The following is a 24,389-nucleotide window of genomic DNA, read 5'->3' on the forward strand; positions in this document are numbered from 1 at the left end:
AAGTGGTCCATGGCGTCCGCGAGCGGGCATCATCGAGGGACGAGGGGGGACTCGCGGGGGGGGTGGGCGATGAGCACGGTATGGGCGTCGTTACGGGCGCTGCTGGCGATCGTGCTGCTGGCGGGGCTGGTCGTGCTGATCGGCGGGCTCGGGCTCGGCGTGCTGGGACTGCTCGGCCTCTTCCTGCTCGCGGCCCGTGACGGCCAGGCCGATCTGGCCATACGCGGGGTCGTCGTCGCGGCGGCCGCCGTCCCGCTGCTGCTGAGCATGGTCCAGGGGCTGGGCGCGATCACCCGGTCGGCGCCCCCGCGGACCGATGCGCTACCGGTCACGCGCGAAGAGGCACCCGGGCTGTGGGAGTTGGCCACCGGCATCGCCTGGCGGGCCGGCGCGCGCCCGCCGGACGTACTGCTGCTGACCGGGGACGCCAACGCCTCCGTGTCCGAGGACGGGGCCGCGCTGGGCCTGCTGTCCGGGCAGCGGCGACTCCACTTGGGCCTGCCCCTGCTGGCGAGCCTCACCCACGCGGAGCTGAGGGCTGTGCTGGCCCACGAGTTCGGCCACTTCTCCCACCGCCACACACGTTTCGGCGCGGTCGCGTACCGGTGCGACGTGGCGCTGGCCACGACGCTCGGTGAGTGGGACTCCGGCAGGAGGTGGTGGTTCTCGCTCCCGCACCTCGTGGTGCGCGGCTCCGTGCGGCTGTACGCGCTGGTCTTCCGCCGGCTCACCTTCGCGGTGCGACGCCACCAGGAACTGGAGGCGGACCGCACAGCCGCGCGCCTGGCCGGGAGCGAGGTGACGGCGTCGGCGCTGCGAGCCACGCACGGCACCGCTTCGGCGTGGCGGAGGTTCCAGCGGGAGTGGCTCGATCCGGCAGCCCTGGTGGGGATGCACCCCGACAACCCCTATCTGGCGTTCCGTTCGCTCCTCGGCGAACTGGGCGTCCGGCGCGTGCCGGTGGAGGAGGACCGCACCCGGCCGGGCCGGCGCGACTCGCACCCGCCGCTCGGTCTCCGGCTGCGCCGCCTCGCGGAACTCGACGTGCCGCCCGGGGAGGACGACGGGGCGGGTGCGCTCCGGCTGCTCCCCGAGGACGTGGGACGCGTGGTCGAGGAACTGCGCGGTCCGTCGGCCCACAGCCTGACGACCGTCCCGTGGGAGCGCTGGACCGAACTCTCGGCCAACCGCGTGGCGGGCACGCGCGCCTGGGGCCTGCTGCGCGCCGCCTCCCGCGCGACCGGGGAGCGTCTACCAGGGCTGGACACCGTACTGCGTGTGCTCGCCGAGGACGGCACGGAGCCGCTGGCCCGGGAGTTCGGCGGCACCCGCGAGGAACTGGCGGAGGCGCTCCACGGGCTGGTGGGCCACACCTTGCTCAGGGAGGGGCGGGCCTCCTGGGTCCCGCTGTGGGGCGGCGGCACCCGCCTGGTGTGTGAGGGCCTGGCCGACGACGGGCTGCGCGTGCTCGTCGCGGAGGCCCTCTCCGAGCCGCCCGAACTGGGCCGGTTGCGGCTGCACCTGAGGCTCCTGGACGTGGACCCCGACCGCTCGGGGCCGCCCGACCCGGCGCATCCGTGGCTGGAAGAGGACCCGGACGACGCGAAGGAGACGTCGTTCCAGGGATGGCGGTTCACGACCGTGGTGGACCCCGACGCGGAGGAGCAGAGGAAGCGCCAGACCCGTTTCGGTCTGGTGACGATCGGCGCCGCCGTCCTCGTCGGGATCCTCGTGGGGGTGGCGGGCGGCGGCGACGAGACGAAGCCCCCGCCCGGGATCCGCTGCCCCTACGTCGACGGCGCCCCGGACTGCCAGGCCCTGTTCCCCTCCCCGAACCCCAACCCGCCGCTGTGGAACTGGCGGACGGCCTACCCCTCGTACTACCCGACGTACGTTCCGTCCCTGCTTCCCGTTCCGGGCATCAGCATCTCGCTGCGGCCGGTCCCGAGGGTGTCCGATCTGGTGGTGCCGCTCACGCCCGCTCCCGCGCGCTGAAGCCGGCCGGGTCCCCCAGCGCGCCTTAGAACACCCCGATGCGCCGCAGGGCCCGCGCCTGACCGCCGGCGGGGCGCAGGGGCCAGTACAGGTAGCAGACGCCGCCCGTGCCGCTGCGCAATCGCCCGTCGGCGGTGTAGCGCTTCGTCCTGAGCCAGATGGTCTCGAACTGCGACCGCTTGTAGACGCGGCGCACCGAGGCGTCGTCGGGGCTCGCGGGGTCGTTGGCGATGACGTCGCCGTCGGCGGTGAAACCGATGACGCACATCAGGTGCCCGGAGGTCCCGTACCCCGCTCCGTCCAGCTCCGCGGCGAGGAAGGACTGGGACGTTATCACCGGGATTCCGGCACTGATCAGTAGTTCGACGTCGTCCAGGCTGCGCAGCCGGGTGATGACGCCGACCATGTCCCGGTAAGTGGCCGCGTAGGCCGCGTTGAACGGCCAGTTGCCGCAGCCCTCGTACTGGCTGTCGTAGGTGTGGCGGGCGGCGTGGTCGACCTGGGGGTCGGCGTAGGAGGGGTCGACCCAGGCCAGGTCGGCGGCGGTCGGCTTGCGACCCCAGTACTCGATGACCATCTGGGAGCCCGTGGGGCTGCACCAGGCCTCGCCGCCGTTGTCGTACTGCGGGTACTGCCCCTTGTGGATCTCCTGCGAGTAACGCGGCACGGGCAGTTCGATCCCTCGTCCCACGCCCGGCACGGACGCCGGCACCGTGAAGCGGTCCGGGACGTCGGAGGCCATGGCGCCGAGACGCCACACGGTGGGGGTGACCCGGGAGCCGGGGGTGCGCAGCAGGGTGAGCCGCAGGCGGTACGAGGCGAGCCGCAGGCCCGAGGCGGGGTCGTCGACGGCGAGGGTGTCGGTCCAGACGCTGGTCCTGCCGTCGCTCTGGTCGTCGACCGAGGTGCGCTTGATGTCGGCGTCGCCCGAGGCCCAGCGGCCCATCACGTACCAGGGGGACCGGTTGCCGTCGGTGTACGTGGCGCGCGACTCGACCTGGATCCAGGTGCCGGGAGGGGTGCGGGCGTTCCACGAGGCGACGATCTCGGTCGCCGGATGCCGGGGGGTGTGCTCGGGGGAGGTCCAGGTGGCGCACTCCCACGTGGCGGTGATCCCGGTGTGCGGGTCGGTGTACTCCATGGTGCCGGTGGGACGCACGATGGCCACACCGGGGCGCGGACCGGGCACGACGCCGGTGCCGGAGTCCCGCCCGCGGTACCAGTCGGCCCACCGGGTCCAGGCTCGGTAGTCCACCGCGGCCGCGTCGCCGTCGTGGGCGCCCGGCCTGCCGGCCACGTCGTCGGCCAGGTCGCACACGTCCTCGGCGGACGCGGCGAAGGACCGCGGGGCGGTCGTCGCCGCGGCTGCCGCGATGGCGGCGGCCAGCACCGTACGACGCGGGGTCGGTCGGGTCATGGCGGGTGTCCCCCTGTCATGGGCATGGACGACAGGTGCACAACTATCGCTCCACGCGGGCCTTTCGACCAGCACTCCCGAAAGGATCCGGGCACATTCATTGGTCGATACCTCTGACACAGAGAAAGGCGGGACCCGGGGAACCGTCAAGCATATCGCCGCCGTTTCGGCCCAATTAGTCATATTGAACTACCGAAAAAGCGTCGAACGGAGTGTCATGCCGCGTCGCGGGCGGCCCGATGAGAATGTGGCGCCGCCGGCCGACCTGACGCGGCCCCCGGAGGAATGGCCGATGCCACTCGCCGCCGCCAAGGGCAGACGTACGCCGGCCGGCCTCGCCCTGCCGGCCAACGGCGGCGCCGGATGGCAGGCGACCGCGGGCGATGCGGCCGCGCCGCTCCCGGCGGCCCGCCCGACGTCGGTGGCCTTCAGGTCCGGGACGGAGAAGTACCACGCCTTCCGCATCCCGGCGGTCGTGCGCAACCGCGAGGCCACCGCCCCGTCGAACTCGGTGACGGCACGGTCGGTCTGCTCTACGAGACCGGAATGACCTCCCCGTACGAGTCGGTGACGTTTGCGCGGTTGACGCAAGAGCCGAACGGGTGGATTTCCACATCCGGCCCCGCCACGGGTCGTTGAGCAGGGTCCACAGAGCGATCTTCCAAAAGGAGAACGAATGATGCGCATCGCGAAGGCCGCGGCCCTGACCGCTGTCGCCGGCGCCACCGTGCTGGGTGCCGCAGGCGCCGCCGGCGCGACCGACCACGGTCGCGGCTACGACCACGGCGGTGCCTCGGCGCAGGCAGATGCCGTCGGCTCACCCGGCGTGGCCAGCGGCAACGTCATCCAGGTTCCGGTCAGCGTGCCGATCAACCTGTGCGGCAACACCGTCAACATCTTCGCGCTGCACAACCCCGCGTTCGGCAACGCCTGCGTCAACGCGTGAGACGGCGCCCCCACGAGGGGCACGGAATGACGCACCGAGGGGCGTACGGGAAATCCCGTACGCCCCTCGGGCTTTGCGGAGAAGGCGGATTCAGCCGGAATGGGCGGCCATTTCCTCGGCCAGCGCCGCCGCGAAGGAATCCACGTCCTCCTCGGTCGTGTCGAACGAGCACATCCAGCGCACCTCGCCGGTCGACTCGTCCCAGAAGTAGAAGCGGTAACGCTTCTGCAGCCGTTCGCTGACCTCTCGCGGCAACCGCGCGAAGACCGCGTTGGCCTGGACGGGGTGGACGACGGCGACGCCCTCGACGGCGCGGACGGCCGTCTCCAGGCGCCTGGCCATCGCGTTGGCGTGGCCGGCGCTGCGCAGCCACAGGTCACCGGCGAGCAGCGCCTCGAACTGCACCGAGACGAAGCGCATCTTCGAGGCCAGCTGCATGGACAGCTTCCGCAGGTGCTTCATGGCCCGCACCCGCTCCGGGTTCAGCACCACGACGCACTCGCCCAGCAGCAGCCCGTTCTTGGTGCCGCCGAAGGAGAGCACGTCCACACCGGCGTCGGTGGTGAACTCGCGTAGCGGCACCCCGAGGGTGGCCGCGGCGTTGGCGATCCGCGAGCCGTCGAGGTGCACGGCCAGGCCCCGCTCGTGGGCGTGGTCGCAGATCGCGCGGATCTCCTCGGGCGTGTAGCAGGTGCCCAGTTCGGTGGACTGCGTGATGGAGACGACCTGCGGCTGCGCGCGGTGCTCGTCGTCGAAGCCCCAGGCCTCCCGGTCGATCAGCTCGGGGGTGAGCTTGCCGTCCGGGGTGGGCACGGTGAGCAGCTTGAGGCCGCCCATCCGCTCCGGGGCGCCGCCCTCGTCCACATTGATGTGGGCGGAGGCGGCGCAGATCACCGCGCCCCAGCGCTCGGTCAGCGCCTGGAGGGCCACGACGTTCGCGCCGGTGCCGTTGAAAACCGGGAAGGCCTCGGCCCGCGGGCCGAAGTGGCCGCGGAAGACCTCCTGCAGATGGGCGGTGTACTCGTCCTCACCGTAGGCGACCTGGTGGCCGCCGTTGGCGAGCGCGACCGCCGCCAGCACCTCGGGGTGGACGCCCGCGTAGTTGTCGCTGGCGAAGCCCCGGACCTCGGGGTCGTGGTGCCGGACCGCGTCGGTCGGGTGTGCGGTCACGGGCGGGGTGTCAGCCACTGGCGGGTTCCGTTCACTTCCTCGGCGGGCCGGGTCCATACGTCGGCGATGGCGTCGGCCAGGTCGGTCACATCGGTGAAGCCGGCGAACTTGGCGTTCGGGCGCTCCTTGCGCATCTGCTCGTGCACCAGCGCCTTGATCACCAGGACGGTGGCGGCGGCGGTCGGGCCCTGCTCCCCCGCGAGCTTGCGGAAGGAGTCGCCCATCGCCAGAGTCCAGGCCTCGGCGGCGGCCTTGGCCGCGGCGTACGCCGCGTTGCCCGCGGTGGGCTGGGAGGCCCCGGCGGCGCTGATCAGCACATAGCGCCCGAAGGGGCTGGAGAGCAGGCCGTCGTGGAAGGCCAGCGAGGTGTGCTGGACGGTGCGGATCAGCAGCTTCTCCAGGAAGTCCCAGTCCGCGAGGTCCGTCTCCGGGAAGGAGGCCGAACCGCGCCAGCCCCCGACCAGGTGGACCATGCCGTCGATGCGCCCGTGCTCCTTCTCGATACGGCCCGCCCACTCACGGGTGGCCTCCAGGTCCAGCAGGTCGACGATGTCACCCGTGATCCCGGCGCCGCCGGCGTCGAAGCGGGCCAGGTCCACGGCCTCGGCGAGCCGCTCCGCGTTGGCGTCCGCCGCGATGACCCAGGCGCCGGCACGGGCGAGCCGCTGCAGTGTCGCGCGTCCGGCGGGGCCACCGGCTCCCGCCACCGCGATCACGGCTCCGGCCAGGGGTCCCCTGGCCGCCTCGTTGGCTTCCGTCATCTCCGCCGCCTCCTCGCCTGAATCGGTCACGCGGCCACCTGGCCCGTGCCGTGGGCCGTGATGCCCTTGGTCGAGGCGATCACATCACGCAGCTTCTTGGCCAGGGCCTCGTAGAACATGCTGAGCGGAAACTCGTCCGGCAGCACGTCGTCCACGAGCTTGCGCGGCGGCTGGTCGAGGTCCAGGGCCTCCGGACCCTTGGCCCAGACCGAACCGGGGTGCGGCGAGAGGTAGCCCGCGACGAGGTCGTAGGCGGCGAACCAGTGCACGAGCTTGGGTCGGTCGATGCCGTCCCGGTACAGCGTCTCGATCTCGGCGCACAGCTGGTTGGTCACCTGCGGGGCGCGCTGCCAGTCGATGTGGAGCTTGTTGTCCGTCCAGCGTACGGCGTCGTGCTTGTGCAGGTAGGCGAAGAGCAGCTGGCCGCCGAGGCCGTCGTAGTTGCGGACGCGGTCGCCGGTGACGGGGAAGCGGAAGAGCCGGTCGAAGAGGATCGCGTACTGGACGTAGCGGCCCATGCCGTGGCCCTCGGCCTCCAGCTTCACGGCCTCCTTGAAGGTCGTGAGGTCGCAGCGCAGCTCCTCCAGACCGTACATCCAGAACGGCTGCCGCTGCTTGATCATGAAGGGGTCGAAGGGCAGGTCGCCGTGGCTGTGCGTGCGGTCGTGGATCATGTCCCACAGCGTGAAGGTCTGCTGGCTGAGGTCCTGGTCGCCGAGGAGCTCGACGGCGTCCTCGGGGAGCTCCAGGCCCAGGGTGTCCACGGCGGCGCGGCTCACGGCGCGGAAGCGGGCGGCCTCACGGTCGCAGAAGATGCCGCCCCAGGTGAAGCGCTCGGGCGCCTCGCGGACGGCGACGGTCTCGGGGAAGAGCACCGCGGAGTTCGTGTCGTACCCGGGGGTGAAGTCCTCGAAGGTGATCGGCACGAAGAGGGGGTTGTCGTAGCGGGTGCGCTCCAGCTCGGACAGCCACTCCGGCCAGACCACGCGCAGCGCGACGGCCTCCAGGTTGCGGTCCGGGTTGCCGTTCTGCGTGTACATCGGGAACACCACGAGGTGCTCCAGCCCGTCCTGGCGGTCGGCCGCCGGGTGGAAGGTCAGCAGCGAGTCGAGGAAGTCGGGCACCGCGAAGCCGCCCTCGGCCCAGCGGCGCAGGTCCACGACCAGGGCCTCGTGGTAGGCCTTGTCGTGCGGTACGAGCGGGGAGAGGTCCTCGACGGCGCGGACCACGCGCTCCAGTGCGCTCTCGACGGCGGTGCGCTCGGGCGCGCCCTCCGCGGAGAAGTCGATCGAGCCGTCCTTGCTCTGCCAGGGGCGGATCTCCTCCACCGCCTGCTTCAGGACCGCCCACGCCGGGTGCCGGACAATGCCGCCGCCGGACACACCGGTCTCGCTGGTGGCTGCGCTGTCCATCGATGCCGCTACCGGCGACAGAATTTCCGTCATGACCCCTCCTTCGCTGAAGAACCTCTTGTCGGCTCACCGTATATACGGCAGCTTCTCCCGTTCAAGTGGAGCCGGAGGAGATTCTTCCGCTGAAAGGGTCCCGGACCGAGGATCTTCCTGTGGGCGGCCGCGCCGTTCATTCGGCGTTCGGCCTTGCGCCGCAAGGGGCCGTTAGGCTGCCGGTGTCCGCCGATCACCCGCAGCACCCAGCACGGAAGCGATTCCCCTTTGAGCTTTCTCACCGTCGGCCACCGCGGTGTCATGGGCGTCGAGCCCGAGAACACCCTCCGTTCCTTCGTCCGCGCCGAACGTGAGGACATGGACCAGATCGAGCTCGACCTGCACCTCAGCAAGGACGGTGCCCTGATCGTCATGCACGACGTGAAGGTCGACCGCACCACGGATGGCTCCGGGCTGATCGGCGACCTCACCCTGGACGAGCTCCGCGAGCTGGACGCGGGCCACGGCGAGCGGATCCCGGTGTTCGAGGAGGTGCTGGACGCGGTCGGCAAGCCGATCCAGGCCGAGATCAAGGACGTCGCCGCGGCCCGCGTGCTGGCCGAGCTGATCCGCCAACGCGACCTGGTCGAGCGCGTCGACGTGCTGTCCTTCCACGACGAGGCGCTCGCCGAGATCCGCGAGCGCCTGCCCGACGTCCGCACCGTGCTGGTCGCCCAGGGCCCCATGGGCTCGGAGATCGTCACCCGGGCCCACGCGGTCGGCGCGAAGCTCGTCAGCCTGAGCCTGCGGCGGATCAGCCTGGCGCTGGTGCAGGAGTGCCATCGCGCGGGCATCTCGGTGATCGCCTGGACCGTGAACACCCCCGCCGACCTCGCGCTGTCGCGGGCCCTCGGCCTGGACGGCGTCGTCACCGACATGCCGGCCGTCAAGCGGGCGGTCGAGGGCGGTCTCACCGACTGGTGACCCGCCGGCCCCGCAACACGTCCGACACAGCCGTTCGGTCCGGCATGCGGGACCCGGTCACCAAGGCGTGGTGCCCGACCGCGGCACCGCCGACGTCTTCGGCGCCCCCGCCGGCGCACGAGCGCACCCGGCGCTTCCTGTCGCGGATCGAAGAGGCCGGCCGGCTCTGAGGCGGCCGTCAGCCGAGCTTCTTGACCAGCAGCTCGAAGGCGAGGTCGTCGCGCGTGGGAAGTCCGAACCGCGCGTCGCCGTACGGGAAGGGGCTGGTGCGCCCGGTCCGCGCGTAGCCGCGACGCACGTACCAGGCGATCAGGTCCTCGCGCTGGGTGATCACGGTCATGTGCATCTCGTCCGCCGCCCACTCCTCACGGGCCAGGCGCTCCGCCTCGGCGAGCAGCAGCTTGCCCATGCCGCCGCCCTGCAGGGCCGGGCGCACGGCGAACATGCCGAAGTAGGCATGCCCGTCGCGGTTCTCCAGCTGGCAGCAGGCCACGACGGCGCCGTCCGACTCGACCGCGAGGATCAGGCTGCGGTCGCCCTCGATGACGGCCGCCACGCCCTCGGAGTCGGTGCGCTGCCCCTCCAGCAGGTCCGCCTCCGTCGTCCACCCGGTGCGGCTGGACTCGCCGCGGTACGCCGACTCGATCAGCGCGACGAGCGCGGGGACGTCCTCCCGGGTGGCGGTACGGAAGACGGGGCGGGCGACGGGCTGCGCGGTCTCCATGGCGAGGGCGTCCTCTCTGCGGCGGCGGCTCGATCCGAGGCTAGCCGGTCGTGCCGGGAGGCGGCACGAAGCCCCTGGCCTCCACATGCCGCACGAACTCCTCGGGCGGCGCGCAGCCGCGCCGCCGGACCCCCTGCTCCCAGGCCAGGTCCCACGTCCAGGTGCCGTCGGTGGCCCGCCCGGGGCGGACGTACTCGTACGGCCCCTCGGCCAGGGGATCCGGGGCGTGGCTCACGGCGATCACGAGGATCCGGCCCCCTGCGAGGTAGTCCGCGAGCGGTTCGCGCAACTCCTCGGGCAGGCTCCCCGGGACGAGTCGCACCTGACGGCCCCTGCCGCGGCCGACGCGGGCGGGCGCGGCGGCATAAACGGGGTGGCCGTGGGCCGCCGGATTGGCGGGCCAGCGATGCCCTGGCGCGGTGGGCACGGAGCGCTCCTCGCCCGTGGGCGGCTGACCGGCCTCCAGCGTGACGGCGAACCCGCCCTTCCTCAGGCGGGCGGCCAGCAGCGCCGTCTGCGGCTCCGTGCCCCGCTCGCCCTCCCCCGGCGAGCGCGCGCAACCGTCCGCGGACCTCGGCGAGCGGCACGCCGAAAACCTCGCGGACCGTCTTGAGCGCACGCGCGCCCGCGGCGCCGGGCAGCGACTCGCCGCGCAGCACCACCTCGCCGTGGGCGGCGATCAGGGCGGCGCTGACGTGCGCGGGGACCTCGTCGCGCCCGCACTCCACCTCGCCGGACCCGCAGGCCTCGCAGGCACCCTCCACACCGCAGTGCAGGACGCCGTCGATGACGCACACGCCGGCGTGATAGCCGGCCTCGGCGCCGCAGCCGGTGCAGATCCGCAGCAGTGGGGCGATCGCGCCGGGTCCGTGGTCCATGCGGGGCAGCCTCGCGCAGCCTGAGGCGCCGTGTCAGCCGGTTTTCCCGGCGTCGCGTGGGTAGCTTCGGGCCCGTGACGAACGTATTGAGCAGCAGGATCCTGCTCCGGCCGACGGATCTGGAAAGGTCCCGCGCCTTCTACCAGGACGACCTGGGTCTGGCGGTCTACCGCGAGTTCGGGCCCTGGGAGGAGCGCGGCACCGTGTTCTTCCTGGGCGGAGGCTTCCTGGAGGTCTCGGGGCACGCCGACGGGCCGCCCGCCCCGGGACTCCAGCTCTGGCTTCAGGTCGAGGACGTGGCGGAGTGCCACCGGCGGTTCGCCGGACGCGGGGTCCGCGTCGTGCGGGAGCCCGTGCGGGAGCCGTGGGGGCTCGTCGAGATGTGGATCGAGGACCCCGACGGCGTGCGGATCTGCGTGGTGGAGGTCCCCGCGGATCACCCGCTGCGGTACCGGCCGTAGGACCTGGGTCCCGCTCATCGGTCCGCTCCTGCCACACCGGTCTCGGCGCAGGCCACGGCGAACCGGCGGACGCCCTCGGCGATCTCCTCGGTGCCGCTGGTGTCGGCGAAGCTCAGGCGGATGTACGGGGCCGGGGCCTCGGCGGCGAAGTAGGGACGGCCGGGGGCGACGGCGGTGCCGGCGCGCAGCGAGGCGGCGGCGAGGGCGGACTCGTCCGTGCCGTCCGGGAGCCGGAGCCAGAGCTGGTAGCCGCCGACGGGGACACGGAAGGCCTCGGCCAGGCCCGGCAGTTCGCGGTGAAGCGCGGAGAGCATCGCGTCGCGGCGGTTGCGCAGGCCCGCGGAGGCGGCGCGCAGATGGCGGGGCCAGGCAGGGGCGCCGACGAGTTCGAGGGTCGCCTCCTGGAGGGGGCGCGGCACGAAGAAGCTGTCGACGATCTGGATGGCGCGCAACCGCTCCATGACCGGGCCGCGGGCGACGAGCGCGCCGACGCGCAGGCTGGGCGAGGTGGGCTTGGTCAGCGAGGTGACGTGGACGACGGTGCCGTACGGATCGTCCGCGACCAGGGGCGGAGGTGGCTCGGCGCCGTGGCCGAGGCGCCGGGCGAAGTCGTCCTCGACGAGGAAGGCCCCGGCGGCGTGGGTGATCTCGGTGATCCGCCGGCGGCGGTCGGCGGCGAGGACGGCGCCGGTGGGGTTCTGGAAGAGCGGCTGGCAGAAGAAGACCCGTGCGCCGGTGGCGGCGAAGGCGTCGGCGAGCAGGTCGGGGCGTACGCCGTCGTCGTCCACCGGGACGGGCACGGGACGCAGTCCGGCCGCGCGGGCGACGGCCATGGCGCCGGGGTACGTCGGCGACTCGACCAGCACCGGCGAGCCCGGCGGGGCGAGCGCGCGCAGGGCGGTGGTGAGCGCGGCCTGGCCGCCCGCGGTGACCAGCACGTTGGCGGGGCCGAGGGCGCCGCCGGGGCCGCCCGCCTCGCGGGCGAACCAGGCGCGCAGCGCCGTCAGACCCTCCAGCGGGGGCATCTCCCAGGCGCCGGGGCGGCGGGCGGCCCGGGCGAGCGCGGCCCCGAGGGCCTGTCCCGGCTGGAGCGAGGGGTGCAGATAGCCGCCGTTGAAAGCGATGACCCCGGGCGGGGGGACGGCGAGGCTGGCGGTCACGCCGGAGGCGTCGACGACCCTGGGCACGGATTCGCCGTGCTGTTCCTCCACGGTGAGCGCGACCTGCTGCCAGGAGGTGTCGACGGCACGCGGGCCGCCGGCGGCACGCTGGGCACGGTAGGCGCCCGCGCCGGGGCGGGTGACGAGCAGCCCCTCGGCGGCGAGGGCGGCGAGTGCGCGCGAGACCGTGACCGGGCTGACGCCGAAACGCTCGACAAGGACACGGCTTGACGGCAGCTTCTCGCCTGGCGAGTAGCACTGAAGCTCATCGCGCAGGGCTTCCGCGAGATTTCCGGAACTGCTACCGTTGTTCATGACAGCACAGAATAGCGCTACTGCAGCTCCGCCGATAGCGGTCGGCGGCCGTACGGGCGGCACCGCACTCGCCGGGCTGGGCGTCGCCGCCTTCTCGCTGACCTTTCCCGCGACGCAGTGGGCACTCATGGGGTTCGGCCCCTGGACGGCCACGACCGTCCGGGGCGTGCTGGCGGCGGCCGTGGCGGCCGCGTGCCTCGCGGCGGCGCGGGTGCCGCTGCCCGACCGCCGGCACTGGGCGGGGCTCGCGGTCGTGGCGCTCGGCGTCGTCCTGGGCTTCCCCCTGCTGACCACCCTGGCGCTGCGCACCACGGACACCTCGCACGCCGCCGTCGTCGTGGGGGCGCTGCCGCTGGTCACCGCCGTGCTGGCCGCCGTACGCGTCGGGACTCGGCCCTCGAGGCTGTTCTGGTCGGCCGCCGTCGCGGGCGGGGCGGTCGTGGCGGGCTTCGCCCTGTGGCAGGGCGGCGGCGCCCTGACCACGGGTGACCTCTTCCTCTTCGCGTCGCTGCTGGTCTGCGCCGCCGGTTACGTCGAGGGCGGGCGGCTGGCCTCGGTCATGCCGGGCTGGCAGGTCATCGGGTGGGCGCTGGTCGGCGCGCTCCCCCTGACGGTGCCCGCGGCGGCGGTGGCGCTCACGCTCGAGCCCCTGCACCCCGGCGGGCAGGCGGTGGCGGGGCTGCTCTGGGTCTCGGTGGTGTCCCAGTTCCTCGGGCTGATGGTCTGGTACCGGGGCATGGCCGCCATCGGCGTGGCGCGTGCCAGCCAGTTGCAACTCGCCCAGCCGTTGCTGACGCTGGTCTGGGCGGCCGCGCTGCTCGGCGAGGACCTGGGCGCGCTGACCGCGCCCGCGGCTCTGGCGGTCCTCGTCTGCGTGGCCGTCACCCAAAGGGCCCGCGGCTGAGGCCGGTGACAGCCCCGCCGCGCTCCCCCGGTACGCCCGTGCGCTGGAGTGTGCGCCGCAGGGCCCGGGCATCCTCCGGGCAGGAGCCGAAGGAGGGCCGCTCATGCACGGACCGCCGCTGGTGGCCTGGCTGCTCGTGGTGCTCGGCGCCGCCACGGGGGCGTACTGCCTGTCCCGCACCCGACGCGGGTGTCCGGGCACCGGGCCCGACGTGCGCCGGATGGCGCGTGCCGAGGCGCTGATGGGGATGGGCATGGCCGTGATGGCGGTGCCGGTCTCGGTCCTCGACCCGCCACAGTGGGCCGCCGCGGCCTTCGGCCTGGTCTTCGGCGCGGCCGCGGTGCGCGCGCTGCTGCTGGCCCGGCACGGCGCGCACCATCTGCACCACGCGGTCGGCGCGGGGGCGATGGTCTACATGGCGGTGGCCATGGCCGAGGCGGGTACCGCGGGTGCCGCAGGGGGCACGGCCCACGCCGGTCACGCCCAGGCGGGCACGCCCGCGGCGACCGGGCTGCTGCTGGCGTACTTCGCGCTATACGTCCTGGCGGCGGGCGTCCGCCTGGTGTCGGCCCCCGCCACCGTGACGGCGACCGGTTCGGTGGCCGCGGGAGGCGTCGTGCCGGTGGCGCACGCGCCCGAACTGGCGTCGGCGTGCCGCGTGTCCATGGCGATAGGGATGTTCGCGATGCTCCTCACCCTGTGACGGCAGTGAGGCGCGTCACTTTCCCGTAGAAGACCGTACCCGTGCGGAGTGACGCACTCATAGTGTGGCGGCATGACCGTCCCGCTCGTGCTGCTCCTGCTCGGTGCGGTGGCGGCCGCCACGGCCCCGCGCCTGCTCACCCACGCCGTCTGGCCCGAGCGGGAACCGGTGCTGGCCCTGTGGGTCTGGCAGTGCGTGGTCGGCGCGGTCCTGCTGTGCCTGTTCCTGGCCATGGCACTCAGCGCCTCCGCCACGTGGACCTGGCTGCGCGAAGGGCTGTTCGCCCTCGCTCCCCATGACGTCGTCGACGCGTACGAGCTACCCGGTTACGGCCCGTGGGCGGGTTACCTGGCGGCCCTGCTGGCCTGCGGCGGTGCCTGGACGGCGGCCATGCTCGCCCGCGAGGTCCGCAGGGCCCGCGCGCGGCAGCGGACGCGCCGCGCCGAACTGCGGGCCCGCTCGCCGCGGCTGCCCGGCGAGGCCGCCGCCTCGGACGAGCGGCTGGTCGTCCTGGAGAGCGACCGCCCGGACGCCTGGTGGCTGACCGGGCCGCGACCGCAACTGGTCATCACCACGGCCGCGCTGCGCCGACTGAAGGGACGTCAGCTCGACTCCGTTCTCGCCCACGAGCAGGGCCACGCGCGGGCCCGGCACGACGTCCTCCTGCACTGCGCCGGCGCGCTGGCCTCGGGCTTCCCCCAGGTGCCGGTCTTCGCCGCGTTCCGCGACCAGGTGCACCGGCTCGTCGAACTCGCCGCCGACGACATCGCCTCACGCCGCTTCGGGCGGCTCACCACGGCCCTGGCCCTGGTGGAACTCAACGAGGACCGCGGCGTGTTCGGCCCCTGCCCGGCACCGGGCGCGCAGGTCCCGGTGCGCGTCAACCGGCTGCTGGACCCCGCGCCCCGCCTCACCCGCCTCGGCCGCGCCCGGGCGTCCGCGTGCGCGCTGCTGATCCCGGTCGTGCCGTTGCTCGTGGCCTTCGGCCCGGGAATCGGCGCACTCACGTAGCCTCGGCTGCATGCATGCCCCGCCCGCGCCCTCCGACGTCCGGGACGCCGACCGCGCCCTGCGCACCGCGTGCCTGAGCCAGTGCGCGGCTGCCTCCGCCGCCTTCCTGCTGCTGCTCGGACTCGTCGTGGCGCACTGGGGGCCGCTGCTGGCCGCCGACCGCCGCATCGCGGTGGCCCTGCACGCCGTCGCGGTACGGCACTCCGGCTGGACCCGGCTCAACCGCGTCCTCACCGACTGGGTCTGGGATCCACTGACGATGCGTCTGCTGCTGCTCGCGGCCGTGGTGTGGCTGCTCGTGCGGCGCGAGAACCGCCAGGCCGTGTGGCTGCTGCTGGCCGGCACCCTCGGCTTGGTCCTCCAGCAGGCCACCAAGGCCCTCGTCGGCCGGGAACGCCCGCACTGGCCGGATCCCGTCGACTCGGCCGGGTACGCGGCGTTCCCCTCCGGCCACGCGATGACCGCCGCGCTCGTCTGCGGCGCCCTGCTGTGGCTGCTGCTGCTCCGCGTTCCGGCCCGGTCACCCTGGCGCGTGGCCGCCTGCGCCGTCGCCTTCGTGTCGGTCGCCGGTGTCGGCTTCACACGCGTCTACCTCGGCGTCCACTGGCCCTCCGACGTCCTGGGCGGCTGGCTGCCGGCGGCGGCCGTCCTCGCCGGCACGGCGGCGCTCTGCGAACCATGGCGCACGGGCGCCGGGGAACCGGACGGGGCGTCCTCGTGAGACGCCGGACGGTCCCGCGGTGACGTCGGCGGCCACGTCGGCCGGGGCCGGGAGTTGATGCGAGTTCAGGGCAGATCGGGGCAGCCCGCATACTGCCCTCCCGCGCTGTCGGTACCGGCTGGTGTCCATGGTCGGCATGGACACCGAACACGCGTCCCCCGAGGACCTCGCCGCGCTCCGGGCGGCCTTCGACGTCGGCCACGGCGACGGATCGGCGCTCGGCTGGGAGGCCGTCCGCGCGTTCGAGGCGCGGCACGGTGTCGTCCTGCCCGAGCCCTACCGGACGCTCGTCGCCGAGATTACCGACGGGTCCTTCCAGGGGCCTCCCGACTTCGGGCTCGTGGCATTGGAGGAGTTGCCGGACGACTGGGGCGACGAGCGTCCCGAGCGTGACCTCAGCCGCCCCTTCCCGCTGACGTCGGCGTGGCTCCGGGAGGACGACGACCGGCCCGAGGAGGAACTCGCGCCGCTCCGTGCCCACGTGTTCGACCACGGCTCGATCGTGCTGGGCACGGACGGCTGCGGCATGTACTGGCACCTGGTCGTCACCGGACCGCAGCGCGGCCGCATATGGAACATCACCGGTGAGGGCGCCTGCCCGTTCGACGCGGGGTTCGCCGGGTGGGTCGGGCACTGGGCGGCCGGCAAGCCCTGGTTCGACGTCTCCTGACCCGGTGGGCCCGGCGCGGCGAGGACCGCGCGGCAGGGCGGGGTGCACCGCGTAGCGGCGGCCGGGGCGGGGAGGATGGCGGACATGACCATCAAGGGATGCATGTTCGACTTCTCCGGGACCCTGCTGCGGGCCGAGCCCGCCCGCCGCTGGCTGGGCGCCGTGCTGGAGCGGAGGGGGATCACCCCCGGCGAGGAGGAGCTGGCGACGTACGCGGAGCGGCTGGAGCGGGCCGGAGGGCTTCCGGGCGGGGCGGCGCCCGAGCGGGTGCCGGTACGGCTGGAGCGGCTGTACCGGGAAAGGGACCTGTCGGCGGAGCACCACCGCGCGGCGTTCACCGCGCTGGCGCGGGAGGTGGAGCTGCCGTGGGGGGATGTCCACGCGGCGCTTTACGAACGGCACATGGAGCCCGCCGCCTGGTCACCGTACCCGGACACAGTGGAGGTGCTGGAGGAGTTGCGGCGCCGGGGCGTGCCGGTGGCGGTGGTGAGCAACATCGGTTGGGACCTGCGGCCGGTGTTCCGCGCGCACGGACTCGACGGGCTGGTGGACGTCTTCGTCCTGAGCTTCGAGCACGGCATCCAGAAGCCGGACCCGCGGCTGTTCCGGATCGCGTGCGAGGGGCTGGGCCTGCCGCCGGAGCGGGTCGCGATGGTCGGGGACGACCGGCGTGCGGACGGCGGGGCGGCGGCGCTGGGCTGCACGCTGCACCTGGTGGACCATCTGCCCGTGGAGCAGCGGCCGTCGGGGTTGCTGCCGGTGCTGGAGCTGATCGCGTGACGGGGGCGTGAGGGCGCGGGCCGGGAGGTACCGAGTGCGGTACCCGGCGGTCCCCCGCGCCGCCGGGTACGTGCACCTCACCCCCGTCGCCCGCATGAGCATGCCACTCACACGGGGTCCGCTCTGAGTATATTGGCTCTCAGCCAGTCAACGCAGGAGTAAAGCATGTCCCCTCGGCGACCGTCAGTCAATGAAGCGATGCGCCGGCGTTCTCGGGAGCGTCTGCTGCAGGCGACGGTCGAACTGGTGGAGGAGCGCGGGTTCGAGGCCACGACGCTCGGGGACATCGCCGACCGCGCCGGGGCGGCGCGCGGTCTGGTGTCGTACTACTTCCCCGGCAAGCGGCTGCTGCTGCAGTCGGCGGCCCACCGGCTGATGCACACCGAGCTGGCCGCGGCGCTTGAGCGGGAACCCGGCCCCGCCGACGGCCGCGAGACACTGGCCCGGGCGATCGACGCCGTCCTGGCGCTGCCCGTGCACCATCCGGTCGTCATGCGGGCGCACATGGCCGGGATCCTCCAGACGGAGGGGTTCAGCGAGTGCGAGGAACGGCAGCGCCTGGCCGAACTGCTGCTGGGCGCCATACGGGCCTGGGGCTCGACCGACCCCGAGCAGGACTACCGCATGCTGCGGGCCCTGCTCATGGGCGGGGTGTTCGCACAGTTGATCCCGGGCGCGGCGATGCCGCTGCCGCGGCTGCGGGCCGACATGTTCCAGCGGTACGGCCTGCCCTGGGAACTCGGCGTTCCGCCGGGCGACCTGCCGCCCGGCGGAACGCCGTTGCCCGGGACCGCTCAGCGGTAGTCGGGCTGGGTCTGGACGTTGAGCTCGGCTATCCGGACGCCCCGGGCGCTGTCGGTGCGCCGGTCGGAGATCCTGAGGACGTCGAAGCCCTTGGCGATGTCGTTCGAGTAGATGTAGCCGTTGTAGTAGTAGGCGCTCCAGGAGCCGCCGAGGGTCAGGGTGTCGGCCGAGATGGGCCCGCGCTCGAAGTAGCCGATCTCCTTGGGGTGCGCGGAGTCGGTGAAGTCCCACACGGAGACGCCGCCTTGGTACCACGCCTGGACCATGATGTCGCGGCCCTTGGCGGGGATGAGCGACCCGTTGTGGGCCACGCAGTTCTCGGTGTCGGCCTGGTGGCGCGGGATCTTGTAGTAGTTGCGGAAGACGAGGTCGACCTTGCCGTGCTTGCGGACGATGTCGTAGATGCCGTCGGCACCGCGCTGCGGACCGATCGCGGTGTTGCACTCGGCGCCGCCGCCACCGCCCAGTTCGTCGGTGAAGACGACCTTGGTGCCGCTCTCGTTGAAGGTCGCCGAGTGCCAGAACGAGAAGTTGACGTTGTCCTGGACCCGGTCGAGGACCTTCGGACGTTCGGGGTCGGAGATGTCCATCAGGATGCCGTCGCCCATGCAGGCGCCGGCCGCTAGCCGCAGCTTCGGGAACGCGGTGATGTCGTGGCAGCCGGTGGTCTCACTGACCCGGGCCTGGGTGTCGGTGGGCGGGACGCCCGGGTTGCCGCCGTCGGGGAAGAGCACGGGGAAGGCCGTCACGGCCGCCTTCTCCGGGTGGCTGCGGGGGATCTTCACCACGGAGATGCCGTCGTGCGGCGGCTGGCAGTCCGGGAAGGACGCGCTGGGCGAGTAGGAGGACACATAGACGAACAGGTCGCGCTTGCCCGGAACGAGGGTGTGCGTGTGCGAGCCGCAGGCGGTCTCCACGGCGGCGACATAGCGCGGGTTGGCCTTGTCGCTGATGTCGAAGACCTTGATGCCCTCCCAGGAGGACTTCTCGGCGGCGGACTGGCTCGTGCTCGCGCAGGAGTTGTCGGAGCGCGAGGAGTCGGTGGACAGGACCAGCAGGTTCCCGGAGACCGAGATGTCGTTCTGGGATCCGGGGCACAGCACCTGGCTGACCACCTTGGGACTGGTGGGACGGCTGATGTCGTAGATGACGAAGCCGTCGTAGTTGCCCGCGAAGGCGTATCTGCCCTGGAACGCCAGGTCGGTGTTGAATCCCGCGAGGGATTGCTTGGGTATGTTGACCAGGTGGTCGACGTTGGCGCTCGTGACGACCTCGTCGACACCCGGGATGCTCCCGTCGGCCGTGGCGGGGGCCGGAACCGCCAGTCCGAGCAGCGTGACGGCCGCAGCCGCCAGGGCCGCCAGTCGTCCCGGGCGAGCGAGGGCTGTACGTAAGCGCTTCACCGCGTCCTCCCTTGTATCCGTTCGCGATTGAACTTCATGCGGACCCCGGCAGTATGGCCCTTCTCATGCGCGCGTCAAAAGATGACAATGCACTGGTGTTTTCTTCGCATCGCGTAACGACGCCGCCCCTGCTGGCCCTCGCCGCCTCCTTAGTCCTCACCCTGACCAGCTGCGACGGTGGTTCCGGGAGTAACTCCGCGCCCCCCGCGCCCTCGGTCATCGCGCCGGGCGCACCGGGGGAGAAGGCCACCACTCTCTCCAGGGACGAGGCGGCGAAGGCCCTGCCCGACGACTCCCCGAACGCGGCGGACCTCGCCTACGTGACGAACATGATCGCCCACCACCAGCAGGCGCTTGTCATGACCGCCCTCGCCGACAGCCACGCCTGGGACCAGCGGGTCCGGGGACTCGCCGCACGCATCGACGCCGCGCAGGGCCCGGAGATCGACACCATGGAGGCCTGGCTCAAGACCAACGGCGGCTCCCACGGCACCGCTCACGGCCACGACCACGCCTCGATGCCCGGGATGGCCACCGCGGCGCAGCTGGCGGCCCTGCGCGAGGCGCGCGGCAAGGAGTTCGACCGGCAGTTCCTGCGCCTGATGATCGCCCACCACCGCGGAGCGGTGACGATGGCCACCGACGAGCTCACACACGGCCGCAACGTCCAGGTCGGCGAGTGGGCGAACGAGGTGATCGCCCAGCAGAGCGCCGAGATCGCCCGGATGCGCGCCATGGGCTGACATCCGGCACCGCGACACGCTCCGGTGCCCTCCCCCGGGTGGTCACTCGGTGCGATGCTGGACATGGCCGCCCATCCCGCCCGTTCCGGGCGACGAACGGGCCGCCGAGGTCAATTCAGCCCTCGCCGAAGGGAGGCGCCCGTGCTGCGTGTGGCAGTGGTCGGATCAGGTCCCAGCGGGGTGTACACGGCCGAGGCGCTGACCCGTCAGGAATCGGTGCCGGACGTCGCCGTCGATGTGCTGGACCGGCTGCCCTGCCCGTACGGGCTGGTCCGGTACGGGGTCGCCCCCGACCACGAGAAGATCAAGTCTCTGCAGGGCACGTTGCGGCGGGTCCTGGAGGACCCACGGATCCGCTTCCTGGGCAATGTGACGGTCGGCGGTCCCGGTCTGTCGCCGCGAGCGCTGCTGGGGCTGTACCACGCGGTGGTGTACTGCGTCGGCGCCGCGACGGACCGCCGCCTGGGGGTCCCCGGCGAGGACCTGCCCGGCAGTTGCGCGGCCACCCACTTCGTCTCCTGGTACAGCGCCCACCCGGACGAGGCTCCCGACGGCTTCCCGCTGCACGCCCGCTCCGCGGTCGTCATCGGGGTCGGCAACGTGGCCGTCGACGTGGCCCGCATCCTGGCTCGCGGGGCCGGGGAGCTGCGGCACACCGATGTGCCCGAGGGAGTGCTGCGGGCCCTGGCGGACAGCCGGATCACGGACGTGCACATGGTGGGGCGGCGCGGGCCCTCGCAGGCGAAGTTCACCACCAAGGAGCTGCGCGAGCTCGGCGACCTGCCCGACGCGGACGTCCTCGTCCGCCCCGATGAGCTGGCGCTCGACCCCGCGTACGCTGATCCTCAGGGGCTCGTCCCGGTCGCCCGGCGCAATGTGGAGGTGCTGCGCGGCTGGGCCGCCCGGCCCGCGGCGGGCCGGCACCGCCGCATCCATCTGCGGTTCTTCCTGCGGCCGGTGGCGGTGCTCGGCGAGGACGGCGTGACGGGGGTGCGGTTCGAGCGGACAGCGCCGGACGGGCAGGGCGGGGTGCGGGGCACCGGCGTCCTGGAGGACATCGACGCCGGACTGGTGCTGCGGTCGGTCGGTTACCGCGGCGTGCCTCTCAAGGGGCTGCCGTTCGACGACCGGCTCGGCATCGTGCCCAACGAGCAGGGCCGTGTGCTGCGCGACGGCACGCCGTCGCCCGGCGAGTACGTGGCCGGCTGGATCAAGCGCGGGCCGACCGGCGTCATCGGCACCAACCGACCCTGCGCCAAGCAGACGGCGGCGGCCCTGGTCGCCGACGCACGGGAGCTGCTGGCCCGTGGCGCCGCGGCCGCCGATCCGCTCGAGGGCTTGCGGGCGCTGGGGCAGGACCCGGTGGAGTGGACCGGCTGGGAGGCCATCGAGGCCGCCGAGGCGGCGCTGGGACGGTCGCTGGGCCGCTCGACCGTGAAGATCTCAGACTGGGAAGGGCTGTTGGCGGCCGCTCGCCCCACGGGTTGAGAGCCGCGGGACTCCCCGAACTGCCTCCGCGGTCCACAGACTGTTTACGCTCACCAAGGTCCCGGGCAACCACTTCATCGTTCCACCGCTCACCCGCGCCGCGTTCGAGGAGCTGCCCATGGCGACGCCGCCGCACCGTCCCGCCGTCCATCCCGTCGACGAGGTCCTGCCCGCCGTCCAGCTCGGCGCGTTCGGGCTGCAGCACGTGCTGGCGATGTACGCGGGCGCGGTCGCGGTGCCGCTCATCGTCGGCGATGCGTTGAAGCTGTCGCCGCCCGACGTCGCCTACCTGATCACGGCGGACCTGCTGGTGTGCGGCATCGCCACGCTGCTGCAGTGCGTCGGCTGGTGGCGGTTCGGCGTCCGGCTGCCCATCATGCAGGGCTGCACCTTCGCGGCGGTCGCGCCCATGGTGCTGATCGGCCAGGACGGGGGACTCCCCGCGATCTACGGCGCCGTCATCGCCTCGGGCGTGGCCATGGTCCTGCTGGCGCCGGTCTTCGGGCGGCTGCTGCGGTTCTTCCCGCCGCTGGTGACCGGTACCGTGATCCTCATCATCGGGCTGAGCCTGCTGCCGGTGGCCGGCAACTGGGCGGCGGGCGGTGTGGGTTCGGCGGACTTCGGGGCGCGGCGGAACATCGCGCTCGCGGCCGCGGTGCTCGTGGCCGTCCTGCTGGTCCAGCGCTTCGCGCCCCCGGCCGTCGCGCGGATCGCGGTCCTGGCGGGCGTCGTACTGGGGACCCTGGCGGCCGTGCCGCTGGGCTTCACCGACTTCGGCGCGGTCGGCGACGCCCACTGGGTCGGGGTCAGCACGCCGTTCCACTTCGGCACACCGGACTTCCAGGGCGCGGCGATCGCCTCCATGCTCGTCGTCGCCCTCGTGACGATGACCGAGACGACCGGCGACATCATCGCCGTGGGCGAGCTGACCGGCCGCCACGTGCAGCCGCGGCGGCTGGCGGACGGGCTGCGCGCCGACGGCGTGTCCACGGTGCTCGGCGGGATCTTCAACACCTTCCCGTACACCGCCTACGCGCAGAACGTCGGCCTCGTGGGGATGACCCGGGTGCGCAGCCGCTGGGTGGTGGCGACCGCGGGCGGCATCCTCGTGCTGCTGGGGCTGCTGCCCAAACTGGGGGCGGTGGTAGCGGCGATCCCGGCGCCTGTGCTGGGCGGTGCGGGCCTGGTGATGTTCGGGACGGTGGCGGCGAGCGGCGTGCGGACCCTGTCGACCGTCGACTTCCACGGCAACGGCAATCTGACCGTGGTGGCCGTGTCGGTCGCGGTCGGACTGCTCCCGGTCGGCGTCCCGACGGTCTACGACGCCTTCCCCGACTGGTTCCAGACGGTGATGGACAGCGGGATCAGCGCGGGGTGCATCACCGCGATCGCACTGAACCTGCTCTTCAACCACCTGCCCGGGGGCTCCGGTTCAGGCGCGTACGGGGACGGCGGTCCCGCCGAGCCGCCGGTCCTGCCCATCGGCGGCGGCGAGGACGCCGTCCAGAAGCCCGGGGAAGAGCGCATCTAGGTCCGCCCGGCGCGGCGCGTTCATCCTGGACGTGCCCCGGTGGGTCCGGCTGATCACCCCGGCCTCGCGCAGCACCCGGAAGTGGTGGGTGCAGGTCGACTTGCTGACCGGCAGTCCGACCTCGCAGCACGCCGCCTCCGCGCCCCGCGCCGCCGGCGTCCGCACCACGCGCAGGCGCATGGGGTCGGACAGCGTTCACGCCGCGGAGTGTCGCGCACCACGTCCGGCGCAACCCCCTTCTGCGGGGGAAAAGCGCGCCGCGGCCCCGGCTGTCGGTGGGGCGGTGCAGAATCTGTGATGCAGAACACATACCCCATAGCTTGGAGATGGTGCGTCATGGACGACGTCGTACTCGCGATCGGCACACGCAAGGGACTGTTCCTGGGGCGGCGGGGTGGCGCCGGGTCGTGGGAGCTGACCGGCCCGCACTTCCCCATGCAGGCGGTGTACTCGGTGGGCATCGACACGCGCCGCGCCGTGCCCCGGCTGCTGGTCGGCGCGGACAGCTCACACTGGGGGCCGTCGGTGTTCCGCTCCGACGACCTCGGGCGCAGCTGGGAGGAGCCGGCGCGGCCCGCGGTGCGGTTCCCCCAGGACACGGACACCTCCCTGGAGCGCGTCTGGCAGATCCAGCCCGCCGGCACCGGCGCCCCGGACCTGGTGTGGGCCGGGACGGAGCCGGGCGCGCTCTTCCGTTCCGACGACGGCGGGGTGACCTTCGAGTTCGTGCGGAGTCTGTGGGAACACCCGCAGCGGGAGCTGTGGGGCGCCGGTTTCGGCGGGCAGGCGGTGCACACGGTGATCACCGATCCGCGCGACGCGGACGCGGTGATCGCGGCCGTGTCCTCCGGCGGGGTCTACCGCTCGTCCGACGGCGGCGCGAGCTGGGAGGCGTCCAACACCGGGCTCAAGGCGGAGTTCCTGCCCGACCCGTACCCGGAGTTCGGCCAGTGCGTGCACAAGATCGCCCGGGACGCCGAGGATCCGGACCGGCTGTACCTGCAGAACCACGGCGGGGTCTACCGCAGCGACGACGCCGGCGCGACGTGGACGGAGATCGGGAAGGGGCTGCCCGCGGACTTCGGCTTCGCCGTCGCCGCCCACCCCCGGCGCGGCGGCGTCGCGTACGTCTCCCCGGTCAACGACGGCAGTGACCGCTACCAGCCCGACTACCGCTGCCGGGTCTACCGCACCGAGGACGCCGGTGCCTCGTGGACCGCCCTGTCCGCCGGTCTGCCCAAGCAGGAGCACTACGGCGTGGTCCTGCGCGACGGGCTGCGCACCGACGACGCCGACCCGGTCGGCGTGTATTTCGGCAACCGCAACGGCGAGGTGTACGCGAGCGCCGACGAGGGCGACACTTGGCGGCTCGTGACCTCGCACCTGCCCGACGTGCTGTGCGTGCGAGCGGCCGTGGTCTGAGTGTCGGTGTGAG

25 protein-coding genes and 1 pseudogene are annotated in these 24,389 nt (G+C 73.0%); 17 read left to right on the top strand and 9 right to left on the bottom strand.

Annotated elements, in window-relative coordinates; all coding sequences use genetic code 11:
- Positions 1-69 precede the first annotated feature (69 nt).
- Positions 70-1,995 (top strand): M48 family metalloprotease, encoded by a 1,926-nt coding sequence (locus ACRWNP_RS20375; RefSeq protein ID WP_431963348.1) that lies wholly within the window; start codon positions 70-72, stop codon positions 1,993-1,995.
- A 25-nt stretch (positions 1,996-2,020) separates the two neighbouring features.
- Here the strand turns inward: ACRWNP_RS20375 and ACRWNP_RS20380 are convergent, their stop codons facing one another.
- On the bottom strand, positions 2,021-3,412 hold the full coding sequence (locus ACRWNP_RS20380; protein WP_431963350.1) for a peptidase C39 family protein: 1,392 nt from the start codon (positions 3,410-3,412) through the stop codon (positions 2,021-2,023).
- A gap of 292 nt (positions 3,413-3,704) precedes the next feature.
- Here ACRWNP_RS20380 and ACRWNP_RS20385 point away from each other — a divergent pair, with 292 nt between their 5' ends.
- Positions 3,705-3,962 (top strand): hypothetical protein, encoded by a 258-nt coding sequence (locus ACRWNP_RS20385; protein WP_431963352.1) that lies wholly within the window; start codon positions 3,705-3,707, stop codon positions 3,960-3,962.
- A gap of 126 nt (positions 3,963-4,088) precedes the next feature.
- Positions 4,089-4,358 (top strand): chaplin, encoded by a 270-nt coding sequence (locus ACRWNP_RS20390; RefSeq protein WP_431963354.1) that lies wholly within the window; start codon positions 4,089-4,091, stop codon positions 4,356-4,358.
- A gap of 90 nt (positions 4,359-4,448) precedes the next feature.
- Here ACRWNP_RS20390 and ACRWNP_RS20395 read toward each other — a convergent pair whose 3' ends face one another.
- The 3 genes from ACRWNP_RS20395 to ACRWNP_RS20405 are packed head-to-tail and all read right to left on the bottom strand — an operon-like array spanning position 4,449 to position 7,734.
- Positions 4,449-5,546, bottom strand: a complete 1,098-nt coding sequence (locus ACRWNP_RS20395; protein ID WP_431963356.1) for a threonine aldolase family protein — start codon at positions 5,544-5,546, stop codon at positions 4,449-4,451.
- Positions 5,525-6,289 carry an SDR family oxidoreductase gene (locus ACRWNP_RS20400; RefSeq protein WP_431963475.1) on the bottom strand — a complete coding sequence of 255 codons (765 nt, stop codon included), beginning with the start codon at positions 6,287-6,289 and terminating at the stop codon, positions 5,525-5,527. Before ACRWNP_RS20400 ends, ACRWNP_RS20395 begins: the two co-directional genes overlap by 22 nt.
- A 26-nt stretch (positions 6,290-6,315) precedes the next feature.
- A complete protein-coding gene (locus ACRWNP_RS20405; RefSeq protein ID WP_431963358.1) occupies positions 6,316-7,734 on the bottom strand; it encodes a DUF6421 family protein in 1,419 nt (472 codons plus the stop codon).
- Positions 7,735-7,962: 228 nt separating this feature from the next.
- Here ACRWNP_RS20405 and ACRWNP_RS20410 point away from each other — a divergent pair, with 228 nt between their 5' ends.
- Complete coding sequence (locus ACRWNP_RS20410; RefSeq protein WP_431963360.1) at positions 7,963-8,658, top strand: glycerophosphodiester phosphodiesterase; 696 nt, start codon at positions 7,963-7,965, stop codon at positions 8,656-8,658.
- A gap of 178 nt (positions 8,659-8,836) precedes the next feature.
- Here ACRWNP_RS20410 and ACRWNP_RS20415 read toward each other — a convergent pair whose 3' ends face one another.
- Together ACRWNP_RS20415 and ACRWNP_RS20420 are read right to left on the bottom strand one after the other, a co-directional pair.
- The gene (locus tag ACRWNP_RS20415; protein WP_431963362.1) at positions 8,837-9,382 is read right to left on the bottom strand and encodes a GNAT family N-acetyltransferase; all 546 of its coding nucleotides are present in this window, start codon (positions 9,380-9,382) and stop codon (positions 8,837-8,839) included.
- A gap of 40 nt (positions 9,383-9,422) precedes the next feature.
- On the bottom strand, positions 9,423-9,704 hold the full coding sequence (locus ACRWNP_RS20420; RefSeq protein WP_431963364.1) for a hypothetical protein: 282 nt from the start codon (positions 9,702-9,704) through the stop codon (positions 9,423-9,425).
- Positions 9,705-9,849: 145 nt separating this feature from the next.
- Here ACRWNP_RS20420 and ACRWNP_RS20425 point away from each other — a divergent pair, with 145 nt between their 5' ends.
- Both ACRWNP_RS20425 and ACRWNP_RS20430 read left to right on the top strand, forming a co-directional pair.
- Positions 9,850-10,284 carry a hypothetical protein gene (locus ACRWNP_RS20425; RefSeq protein ID WP_431963366.1) on the top strand — a complete coding sequence of 145 codons (435 nt, stop codon included), beginning with the start codon at positions 9,850-9,852 and terminating at the stop codon, positions 10,282-10,284.
- A 50-nt stretch (positions 10,285-10,334) separates the two neighbouring features.
- The gene (locus ACRWNP_RS20430) at positions 10,335-10,721 is read left to right on the top strand and encodes a VOC family protein (protein WP_431963368.1); all 387 of its coding nucleotides are present in this window, start codon (positions 10,335-10,337) and stop codon (positions 10,719-10,721) included.
- Positions 10,722-10,735: 14 nt separating this feature from the next.
- Here the strand turns inward: ACRWNP_RS20430 and ACRWNP_RS20435 are convergent, their stop codons facing one another.
- Positions 10,736-12,196 (bottom strand): PLP-dependent aminotransferase family protein, encoded by a 1,461-nt coding sequence (locus ACRWNP_RS20435; protein WP_431963370.1) that lies wholly within the window; start codon positions 12,194-12,196, stop codon positions 10,736-10,738.
- Here ACRWNP_RS20435 and ACRWNP_RS20440 point away from each other — a divergent pair.
- The 7 genes from ACRWNP_RS20440 to ACRWNP_RS20470 all read left to right on the top strand — a co-directional run bounded on the left by ACRWNP_RS20440 (position 12,195) and on the right by ACRWNP_RS20470 (position 17,789).
- Entirely contained in the window at positions 12,195-13,100 is a 906-nt protein-coding gene (locus tag ACRWNP_RS20440; protein ID WP_431963372.1) for a DMT family transporter, read from the top strand. The genes ACRWNP_RS20435 and ACRWNP_RS20440 overlap by 2 nt on opposite strands.
- 103 nt (positions 13,101-13,203) lie before the next feature.
- Complete coding sequence (locus tag ACRWNP_RS20445) at positions 13,204-13,803, top strand: DUF5134 domain-containing protein (protein ID WP_431963374.1); 600 nt, start codon at positions 13,204-13,206, stop codon at positions 13,801-13,803.
- A 72-nt stretch (positions 13,804-13,875) separates the two neighbouring features.
- Positions 13,876-14,814: a M56 family metallopeptidase gene (locus ACRWNP_RS20450; RefSeq protein ID WP_431963376.1), complete on the top strand. Its 939-nt coding sequence runs from the start codon at positions 13,876-13,878 to the stop codon at positions 14,812-14,814.
- Positions 14,815-14,824: 10 nt separating this feature from the next.
- Positions 14,825-15,535: a phosphatase PAP2 family protein gene (locus ACRWNP_RS20455; protein ID WP_431963378.1), complete on the top strand. Its 711-nt coding sequence runs from the start codon at positions 14,825-14,827 to the stop codon at positions 15,533-15,535.
- Between the two features lie 136 nt (positions 15,536-15,671).
- Positions 15,672-16,205, top strand: a complete 534-nt coding sequence (locus ACRWNP_RS20460; protein WP_431963379.1) for an SMI1/KNR4 family protein — start codon at positions 15,672-15,674, stop codon at positions 16,203-16,205.
- Positions 16,206-16,289: 84 nt separating this feature from the next.
- Positions 16,290-16,985 (top strand): HAD family hydrolase, encoded by a 696-nt coding sequence (locus tag ACRWNP_RS20465; RefSeq protein WP_431963380.1) that lies wholly within the window; start codon positions 16,290-16,292, stop codon positions 16,983-16,985.
- A 165-nt stretch (positions 16,986-17,150) separates the two neighbouring features.
- Entirely contained in the window at positions 17,151-17,789 is a 639-nt protein-coding gene (locus tag ACRWNP_RS20470) for a TetR/AcrR family transcriptional regulator (protein ID WP_431963382.1), read from the top strand.
- Here the strand turns inward: ACRWNP_RS20470 and ACRWNP_RS20475 are convergent.
- Positions 17,780-19,144 carry an LVIVD repeat-containing protein gene (locus tag ACRWNP_RS20475; RefSeq protein ID WP_431963477.1) on the bottom strand — a complete coding sequence of 455 codons (1,365 nt, stop codon included), beginning with the start codon at positions 19,142-19,144 and terminating at the stop codon, positions 17,780-17,782. The two genes, ACRWNP_RS20470 and ACRWNP_RS20475, sit on opposite strands and share 10 nt — an antisense overlap.
- Positions 19,145-19,287: 143 nt before the next feature.
- Here ACRWNP_RS20475 and ACRWNP_RS20480 point away from each other — a divergent pair, with 143 nt between their 5' ends.
- From ACRWNP_RS20480 to ACRWNP_RS20490, 3 genes are all read left to right on the top strand, one after another.
- Entirely contained in the window at positions 19,288-19,935 is a 648-nt protein-coding gene (locus tag ACRWNP_RS20480; protein WP_431963384.1) for a DUF305 domain-containing protein, read from the top strand.
- A gap of 141 nt (positions 19,936-20,076) precedes the next feature.
- Positions 20,077-21,423, top strand: a complete 1,347-nt coding sequence (locus ACRWNP_RS20485; RefSeq protein ID WP_431963386.1) for an FAD-dependent oxidoreductase — start codon at positions 20,077-20,079, stop codon at positions 21,421-21,423.
- A gap of 118 nt (positions 21,424-21,541) precedes the next feature.
- A complete protein-coding gene (locus ACRWNP_RS20490) occupies positions 21,542-22,954 on the top strand; it encodes a nucleobase:cation symporter-2 family protein (RefSeq protein ID WP_431963388.1) in 1,413 nt (470 codons plus the stop codon).
- Here ACRWNP_RS20490 and ACRWNP_RS20495 read toward each other — a convergent pair.
- A pseudogene (locus ACRWNP_RS20495) lies at positions 22,856-23,146 on the bottom strand (ArsR/SmtB family transcription factor); the annotation flags it as partial. The gene ACRWNP_RS20490 and the pseudogene ACRWNP_RS20495 overlap by 99 nt on opposite strands.
- A 144-nt stretch (positions 23,147-23,290) precedes the next feature.
- On the opposite strand from ACRWNP_RS20495, the gene ACRWNP_RS20500 reads away from it, so the two are divergent.
- On the top strand, positions 23,291-24,376 hold the full coding sequence (locus ACRWNP_RS20500) for an exo-alpha-sialidase (protein ID WP_431963390.1): 1,086 nt from the start codon (positions 23,291-23,293) through the stop codon (positions 24,374-24,376).
- Positions 24,377-24,389: the final 13 nt, after the last annotated feature.

Origin of the sequence: Actinacidiphila sp. bgisy160 (assembly GCF_965342435.1) — a bacterium.
In the GTDB taxonomy this organism is placed as follows: Bacteria; Actinomycetota; Actinomycetes; order Streptomycetales; family Streptomycetaceae; genus Actinacidiphila.